Source organism: Catenibacterium sp., assembly GCF_052354645.1.
Lineage (GTDB): Bacteria > Bacillota_I > Bacilli_A > Erysipelotrichales > Coprobacillaceae > Catenibacterium > Catenibacterium mitsuoka_A.
Genome location: NZ_DAWDDM010000069.1, coordinates 1 through 8,751 on the forward strand (window position 1 = coordinate 1; position 8,751 = coordinate 8,751).

Here is an 8,751-nt window from a genome sequence, read left to right on the forward strand (position 1 = left end):
ATAGAAAGAGAAGCTACGGTCTCCTGTTTCATCATTATCTACAAAAGCAAGTGTTGTTTTTGCATCAGGATCTAGAATAAGTCCAGTAGAATAAATCTTTTGTTCTGAGATTGTATTCTTTAACAGTTTTCCAAACTCATCATTTCCTACTTTTCCAATAAATGCGGTTTTATAACCTAATTTTCCAAGCATAGCAAGTACATTACATGGTGCACCTCCTGGATTGGCTTCATAGATACGGTTATTCTGTTCACTTAAACCATTTCTAGTGAAGTCTATTAATAGTTCACCTGTTGCTGTTACATCGTACATAGAATACCTCCATTGTTTATTCATTTATATATACTGCAATCCATATGCCAAGTTTGAGGTATAAATAAAAAAACTCACAGTTTATGTACTGTGAGATGAAATAAAATAAAAAAGTGACGCAACGCAGGCGCTGCATCACATAAAACAAAATGTTTTTGTTCCTGTATGTAGTATAGACTATTTTCAAACTAATAGTCAACTACATTTATAGCAAACCACTCAGAATCACCTCGTATTTGAAGTATGATATTTAAATTTCTACACATTCTAGAATACTCTTAATCTTATAGGCACACCCATTTTATATAGAGATAATAGTTTTCTGACAATTTCAGATAAAAAAAGTAGCCCAACGCAGGCGTCGGGCTACATAAAACATAAATGTTTTTGTTCCTATATGTATTATAGGCTATTTTCAAATAAATAGTCAACTATATTTTTAACAAAATCATAAATCCTAAAGTGAAAAGTTAAATTCCACTTTAGGCGGGGCAAAGTTGCGTTTAGTCTTTCACTTCTTTCCACTTGATTTTACTCTTACAGTTGAATTTACTTTTACACTTTCAATAGTTGAATTTTCTCCTTCAGGTATATAATTACTGTGATGTCTGTTTCTCTATTTCATGAAAGGCTGATTATCATGGCTAAATCAAATAAGAATCTGCATCTTACTCTTTCAGAAAGACAAATCATTCAGAGAGGGATAGAAAATGGTTCTACCAAGACTTCTATCGCTGCAACTCTTGGAAAGGATAAATCAACTATAGGCAAAGAAATCAAGGCACATAGAGTACATTCACATATTTGCAGCTTTGATCCTGCGTGCGCCAACAAGGACAGATGCAAGCATCACCATGTATACAAGAACTGTGCTGACTTAGTAGTTTTCAAATGTAAGCGAAGAGACAGATCTCCTGGCGCCTGCAATGGCTGTCCTAAATACCAGCACTGCAGATTTGATAAGTTCACATATTCTGCAGATATCGCCAATAAGGAATATATGGCTGACCTCATTAACTCAAGAGAAGGAATAAATATGACATATAGCGAGCTTAAGGCTTTAGCTGATATCATTGTCCCTCTTATCAAGAAAGGTCAATCACCATATCAGATCATTACTTCTCATCCTGAATTGAATATTTCTGAAAAGACATTATACAACTACATAGAATCTGGCGTATTTAGACAGTTCGGCCTGCTTGATATTGATCTAAGAGTCAAGACAAGAAGAATATCAAAGAAGGATTCTGTCAAATATAAAAAAAGAGAAGACAGAAAGTTCCTGATAGGCCGCACCTATGATGATTTCATCTCATATACTGACGATAATGACAACGTTAGTATCGCCGAGATGGATACCGTCTACAATGGACAAAGCGGTCCGTTCATGCAGACTTTTAAGTTCCTGTCTTACTCTTTCATGTTTATTATATACCATGAAGAGAAGACTGCAAAGGTTATGGTTGAAGGTATAGACCTTCTAGAATCGATATTAGGAAAAGAACTGTTCCTGAAAGAAGTAGAAGTAGTCAAGACGGATAGAGGTTCTGAATTCTCGGATGCAGAAGGACTGGAAAAAGATAATGATGGCAGCATGCGAACTCATGTCTTTTACTGTGATCCTATGGCATCACGCCAGAAAGGAAGTCTTGAAAACTACCACAAGGAGATACGTTACATATGCCCTAAAGGGACAAATCTCCAAGCGCTTGGTCTAGATTCACAGGAGAAGGCTAATCTCATAGTATCCCACATCAATTCCCAGCTAAAGGAGTACCTGAAGGGAAAATCTCCGCTGGAGATGATGGAGTTCCTTAATCCAGATTTATACAAGAGATTCATAGAATTTGGAATCAAGAAAATAGAAAATGATGATATTATTTTAAAACCATATTTATTAAAAGAAGATAACTAAAATCATTCGGAGAATGTATGAAACATGAGAGGCAGGCTGACAATAGCACATGAAAGTAAAGTGGAATTTAGTCTTACACTCGAAAAAATGAACGAAATTCCATAGCTTTATTGCGCCTTAAAATACCATGATTTATGACGTTAGAATCTCATTTCTAGTGTACGAATGATTAAGTTCCATTCCCAAAACAAAAAGAATATCAGAATTAATACCCGATATTCTTATGAAAATATAATCCTGAACGACTAAATTCCACATTATTTTCGTTTCTTTTTAAAGTGGAATTTAACTTTTCACTTTAGGTCATTATGAATTCACCATCAATTCTATGATTCATTTCTCTGCTTCCCATTCTGGCAAACGTAATATCCATTTCTGAAATCTAATCTATCGAACAAGCCGAAAGCAGGGAAATAGTAATTACACATACATTTCAAGAAGTTTTTTTATAAGTTGAAACTTTCATTTGTTTCATATTTGTATTATGATACTTGAAGAAAGGGCGTATATAAAAATGAAATTTTCAAAAAGAATGGATCTCTTCGGAGAAAGCATCTTCACTACACTCGCAAATATGCGTAGTGAAAGAAAAAAACAAGGACTAGAAGTCATTGATTTGAGTATTGGAGCACCTAATATTCCTCCAACTCAGGAAGTCATGGAAACAATCGCAAAGGAAGCTATGAAACCAGAGAATTATCTTTATGCGATTCAAGATGCAGTTGATCTTCAGAACACTGTAAAAGAATGGTATGAAAGAAGATATGGTGTTGTGATTGATCCTACAACAGAATTGACTTCATTACTTGGATCTCAGGATGGCTTAGCACATCTAGCTTTAACTCTAGTAGACGAAGGCGATACCGTACTTGTCCAGGATCCATGTTATCCAATCTTTAGAGATGGACCACTACTCGCTGGGGCTCACGTTGTTACTATGCCATTATTAAAAGAGAATGACTATTTAATTGATTTTGACATGATTGATGAAAAGACAGCTCAGGATGCAAAGTATATGATTGTATCTTATCCCAACAACCCAACATGTGGTGTTGCGAATGATGAATTCTATAAGAAACTCATTGTATTCGCAAAGAAATACAACATCGTGGTACTTCACGATAATGCATATAGTGAATTATTGTTTGAAGGGCCTGGACACAGTTTCTTAGAATTTGAAGGTGCTAAGGATGTTGGTATTGAATTCAACTCATTAAGTAAGACATATGGTTTAGCAGGGGCACGTATTGGTTTTGCGCTTGGTAATAAAGAAATTATTGGAAAACTGAAATCATTAAAATCTAATCTAGATTATGGTATGTTCTTACCTGTTCAAAAAGGTGCAATTAAAGCATTAACACAGGATCAATCATGTGTAGAAAAAACAAGAAATGCTTATAAACATAGAAGAGACTTATTAGTCAATGGCTGTAAGTCTATTGGCTGGGACATCGATATGCCTAAGGGTACTATGTTTGTATGGGCAAAGATTCCTGATAAGTTTAAAGATTCTGAAACTTTTGTAAAGGAACTATTTGATAAAACAGGTGTTCTTGTAGTACCAGGTAATGCATTTGGTACTCAAGGTGAAGGTTATGTACGTATGGCTCTTGTACAAAGTGATGATACAATAGAACATGCATTAGACATGATGGATAAAAGCGGACTATTCAAATAGCCCGCTTTTTTAAATAATATAAGGTATAAAGATCATCAAGCCAATGATAGCTGAAATGATTGCACTAATAAGCACAGCGCCTGCTGCAGCGTCTTTAGAGAGCTTTGCAAGGGGATGAATATCCGGTGAGGCTAAGTCCACCACGGCTTCAATTGCTGTATTGACAAGTTCTAATGACAAAACAAGTGCAAATAGAATAAGACAGATCATCCATTCAATCTTCGTAATATGAAAATAGAAACCACATAAGATAACGGCACACATAAAAGAAAGATGTATTTTGATATTACGTTCCTTCTTAATTGTATGGATAATGCCTTCAAAGGCATGCTGAAAAGATTTTAAAAGAGATTGTCTAGTATGTAACATCAAATCTTCTCTCCCCTTTTTCTACCGGAATATCTTTCACTTCCATATCAGTGATGTCTATCCATTGTTCATTTTTCATCTTGTAGATGAAACGATTGATTTGTTCAGGTGTGCCCTGGACTTCTGCTTCGACACGTCCATCAAAGAGATTTCTAACCCAGCCAGTAAGCCCTAACTGAGTCGCATTCATCTGTGCTCTAAAACGGAATCCAACAGCTTGTACTCTTCCTGAAAAATAGATATGCTGTCTAATCATAGTGAACCCCCCTTAAAGGTATACATCACAATACCTGCTGCTACACCAACATTAAGTGATTCCATTGTATCAATAGGAATATAAAGAGAGGCATCAGACATCGCAATTGTTTCATCTCTCACACCATTTCCTTCATTCCCCATAATAAAAGCCATCTTATCTGTTGATTTAATATCATCAATAGAAGATGCATTATGTAAGCTTGTCGCAATGACACGTACACCTAACTTCTGTAATTCTGGAATAACATGACTCAAATCATCACGGACAATATCTAAATGAAAAACAGCCCCCTGAGTAGAACGCAAGGCCTTATCATTGTATAAGTCTACACAATCAGGACTCATGACAATCTGTTTAAAGCCAAAAGCAAGTGCTGAACGAAGGATAGTTCCTAAGTTTCCTGGATCCTGTACACCATCTAAAATCAGAACACGATCATAATGTTTTAAAATATTATCCTTCTTATGACATACCGCCATAATAGGCTGTGGTGTTTTAGTATAAGAGAGCTTTTCCATGACAGAATCAGACACAACAAGCACTTTATCCTGCCCTTCTAATGATTCATCTGTACTAATAACTAAATCACATAGTCCCGCTTTTTTTGCTTCTTCTACCATGTGGAATCCATCTACTAGAAAAAGTCCTTTTTCATCTCTTGTTTTCTTGTTTTTTAATTTTACAAGGTCTTTAATTGTTTTATTATTCACTGATTGAATCATACATGCTTTTCCTCCAATATTTTCATACGTTTCTTATAATCAGGCATTCTCTTTTTGACTTCTGCATAGAATCGAGGAGAATGATTTGGTTCAATAAAATGACATAACTCATGCAAAATTACATAATCAATCAACTCTTTATCTAAATAGACTAAAGAGAAATTAAATGTCAAAAGGTTTAATTGATCATAACAGCTTCCCCATCTTCCTTTATATTGTTTAATTTGTATACGTGGCATAGGTCGATTAAATAAAGGAAGATATTCTGCCGTTCTCGTTTTTAAATATCCATATAGCATCTGAGAAAGATATATACCTAACGCATTTTCTATATAAGAAGTATATACATAAATACTATCTCCATGAATTGCACATTGTTTCTTCTTAATATCTCTGACAACTATTTGATATTTCTTACCAAAGATATAGACATACCCATCTTCTCTCAGATCAAAATAAGGGACATAAGAAGATAATCGTGCATATAAATCCTCTTCATTTTCATATATTAAATCACGAATATACTTCTCACTTGTACCAACAGGTGCACTCACCTCTAAATAATTATCTCTAATCTTCACTCTGATTGTTTTCATCTTCTTAAATGAAACAATACAGGGGTATATATGTCCTTTTAATTCAATATTCCATTTTACTCTCTGCATTTTCTTATAAACTCTTCAAATATTTTCTGACTTTCTTTCTCTGTATACATAAATTCAGGATGCCATTATACACCCCATACAAACTTCTTATTGGGTACATAACTCTCTTTTTTCTCATCAAATAAAGGTAATATTCTGATAATAGGTTTCATATAAATCAACCTACAGAAACTATTATAAATAGTAAAAGAGCCTCTTTCAAGAGACTCTATTCATGACATATTGCCTTTATTTCTTCTAGATGTTCTAAAGCAAGTGCATAACCATAATCATAGATTCTTTGAATCTTATCTAAATCCTTTTCCATAGAATCAATTATGACTTCTTCTGTTGGTCTTAATACAAGTGCCTTGCCTTCTTTTTCTAGCTTGTCAATATAGTCTAATGTTTCATTATAGTTGATATGACGTGAAAGCAGGGCATCTTTAAGAAGTGGGTATTTACGAGACACAACCTGTGCTGCAAATCGAGTTGAAAAATTGAGTGTCTTCTTATAACCCTTTGGTCTAGTAAGAATAATCAAAAGCTTCTTATTACCATCTTCTATTGCTTTCTTTACAGGAATAGAATCTGCAATACCGCCATCAAAATATTCATTTTCTCCAATTTGAATCGCAGGAAATACGATAGGAATAGCACATGTTGCCTTTAACACTGTACAATGACGATCTATTTTATGACCATCTATATATTCTGCTTTTCCTGTATTCGCATTTGTGACACCTACAAGTACTTTTGTATGAGACTTATAAAATGTATCATAATCAAAAGGATTAAGTTCATTAGACATTGTTTCATAGGCAAACTTTAAACCAAATAAAGAATGATCCGTCTTATAGTTTCTAAGACCAATATAACGAGGATCATGACGATACGTTTTTAGTATCTCAAGATTTCTTCTAGGCTGTTTTGATACATAAGAAACACCATCAGTGATTCCTGCGCTTACACCTATACAATAATCAAACATAATATCATGATCATTCAAACAATCCATAATACCACATGAAAAGATTGGTCTAAATGTACCACCTTCTAAAACAATTCCACTCATATACTTATTCCCCCTCAAATAAAGACATTGACTCTGCCGAGTTAACATCTACTATTTTATGGAAATATTCCTTCTGTGTCAAATCCCCCTTCACGACTTGCTTTGCAATGACACCATCTTTAATGTAAAGCAGTTTCTGTGAATAACTGGCAATCATTGGATCATGAGTCACCATAAGTATAGAAACACCATCTTGATCATTGAGTTCTTTGAATATTTCTAATATTTCATGCGATGTATGAGAATCTAAGTTACCTGTCGGTTCATCCGCTACAATAAGTTTAGGATGAGTGACAAGAGCACGACAGATAGCTGCACGCTGTCTTTGTCCTCCCGAACATTCATTAGGATACTTATGAAGTAATGAACCAATAGATAAACGTGACGCTGTTTCTTTAACTCTTGCTTCTATTTCTTCCTGTGGCAAATTTGCAAGAGAAAGAGGAACTGCGATATTCTCAAGAATAGTGAGAGAATCTAATAAGTTGAATTCCTGGAAGATGAATCCAAGGTTCTCATAACGGAACTTACCGATTTCATTTTCACCCGTACTTCTTACTTCAGTATCATTGATATAAACCTTCCCTTTTGTAGGAATATCAATTGTAGATAGATTATTAATAAAAGTTGATTTGCCTGCACCACTTGGTCCCATGACACAGATGAATTCTCCTTCATTCATAGTCATAGAGACCCCATGTAACGCTTCAAAGGTATGGCTTGTACCAATACCATATATTTTAGTTATATTTTTCGCAACTAGTATTTCACTCATAGTACGTCTCCGATTTCTGTATAAACATTCTTCTTATAAATATAATAAGTCATCACTGCAAGAACCATCTGTGGAATGATATCCACACCAAACAACATAACAATAAGACCTAAAGTATCTGGTGTATGCATATAAACCTGAGCCATGACAATTGCAAGATAAACAATAGGTATTAAAACAAGTAATGCATAGAAGAGAATCACTTCCTTCTTAATATAAGAAGCAATCTTCTTTCTTGTACAGCCTATCTTATAAAGATTACTAAAGGATTTCACTCTTTTCATAGTTTCTGCAGCATATTTATACATAATTGTGATAGATAATAAGATTGTCATCACAATGTAAGCAATAATGGCAGTCATATATTCTCTTGGTGAATTTTTCTGAGCAATGATCATAGCACTCATACAAACATTTGTGACAACATAAACAAGAATAAGAGCACCTGAATTAGTCAAAGAAGTAGATAAATGACTTAAAGAAACGAGGTCTAAAGTATGTCCTAAACGTTGACTCTTGATTTTTCTAAGTATTTCTGGGATTGATTGCGATAATACATAAGCCGCTCCTATTCCACCTACAAAACAAGGGAATACAAATCCAGTTGGACTATAAGGAGTCGTAACTAATAAAATAATCGCAAATATATAAATGAATGGTGGAAGATAAGAAGGTAGTTTCTTATCCACAACCTTTTCATGAGTTTCATGTAAGAGTGTCTGGATATCATGGCGGTAAACAAAGCCTGAATCTCCTAGAATAGTTACAAAGAAAAGAATCGCAATAGTCATAAGTGTATCTGTATAGGCACGCATAGGAATCATGAAGATAGACTTATGAATATGCATAGAGTGATACATGATTGAATTCACTCCTACTGCCCCTGCCATACCAATTAAATAACCAATAGGTAAAGCAATTATAGAGATAAGGATTTCTTGATAAATTAAATAGAGTGTTGATTCATAAAAACTACTGCCACTCAGCGCAAGAATCGCAAAT

At 34.4% G+C, this 8,751-nt stretch carries 10 protein-coding genes; 2 read left to right on the forward strand and 8 right to left on the reverse strand.

The features are described 5' to 3' along the window. A partial coding sequence (locus tag ACT8VG_RS04620) for a PfkB family carbohydrate kinase (RefSeq protein WP_444195293.1) occupies positions 1 to 312 on the reverse strand: 312 nt, incomplete at its 3' end. A 640-nt stretch (positions 313 to 952) separates the two neighbouring features. Between ACT8VG_RS04620 and ACT8VG_RS04625 the strand changes: the two genes are divergently transcribed. Continuing rightward, complete coding sequence (locus tag ACT8VG_RS04625) at positions 953 to 2,227, forward strand: transposase (RefSeq protein WP_444195294.1); 1,275 nt, start codon at positions 953 to 955, stop codon at positions 2,225 to 2,227. A 514-nt stretch (positions 2,228 to 2,741) separates the two neighbouring features. Then, positions 2,742 to 3,905: an aminotransferase class I/II-fold pyridoxal phosphate-dependent enzyme gene (locus ACT8VG_RS04630; RefSeq protein WP_288704757.1), complete on the forward strand. Its 1,164-nt coding sequence runs from the start codon at positions 2,742 to 2,744 to the stop codon at positions 3,903 to 3,905. A gap of 9 nt (positions 3,906 to 3,914) precedes the next feature. Here the strand turns inward: ACT8VG_RS04630 and ACT8VG_RS04635 are convergent, their stop codons facing one another. From ACT8VG_RS04635 to ACT8VG_RS04665, 7 genes are all read right to left on the reverse strand, one after another. Then, a complete protein-coding gene (locus tag ACT8VG_RS04635) occupies positions 3,915 to 4,274 on the reverse strand; it encodes a diacylglycerol kinase family protein (protein WP_022425894.1) in 360 nt (119 codons plus the stop codon). Then, positions 4,261 to 4,530 (reverse strand): acylphosphatase, encoded by a 270-nt coding sequence (locus tag ACT8VG_RS04640; RefSeq protein ID WP_022425893.1) that lies wholly within the window; start codon positions 4,528 to 4,530, stop codon positions 4,261 to 4,263. The genes ACT8VG_RS04635 and ACT8VG_RS04640 overlap by 14 nt, the downstream gene beginning before the upstream one ends. Continuing rightward, complete coding sequence (locus ACT8VG_RS04645) at positions 4,527 to 5,255, reverse strand: TrmH family RNA methyltransferase (protein WP_217107006.1); 729 nt, start codon at positions 5,253 to 5,255, stop codon at positions 4,527 to 4,529. The genes ACT8VG_RS04640 and ACT8VG_RS04645 overlap by 4 nt, the downstream gene beginning before the upstream one ends. Continuing rightward, positions 5,252 to 5,920, reverse strand: a complete 669-nt coding sequence (locus ACT8VG_RS04650) for a M48 family metallopeptidase (protein ID WP_331873899.1) — start codon at positions 5,918 to 5,920, stop codon at positions 5,252 to 5,254. Before ACT8VG_RS04650 ends, ACT8VG_RS04645 begins: the two co-directional genes overlap by 4 nt. 208 nt (positions 5,921 to 6,128) lie before the next feature. Then, on the reverse strand, positions 6,129 to 6,974 hold the full coding sequence (locus tag ACT8VG_RS04655) for a patatin-like phospholipase family protein (protein WP_215657405.1): 846 nt from the start codon (positions 6,972 to 6,974) through the stop codon (positions 6,129 to 6,131). A 4-nt stretch (positions 6,975 to 6,978) separates the two neighbouring features. After that, a complete protein-coding gene (locus ACT8VG_RS04660) occupies positions 6,979 to 7,749 on the reverse strand; it encodes an ABC transporter ATP-binding protein (RefSeq protein ID WP_331873897.1) in 771 nt (256 codons plus the stop codon). Further along, positions 7,746 to 8,751: hypothetical protein (locus ACT8VG_RS04665; protein WP_444195295.1), on the reverse strand; the 1,006-nt coding region annotated here is incomplete at its 5' end. The genes ACT8VG_RS04660 and ACT8VG_RS04665, both read right to left, overlap by 4 nt.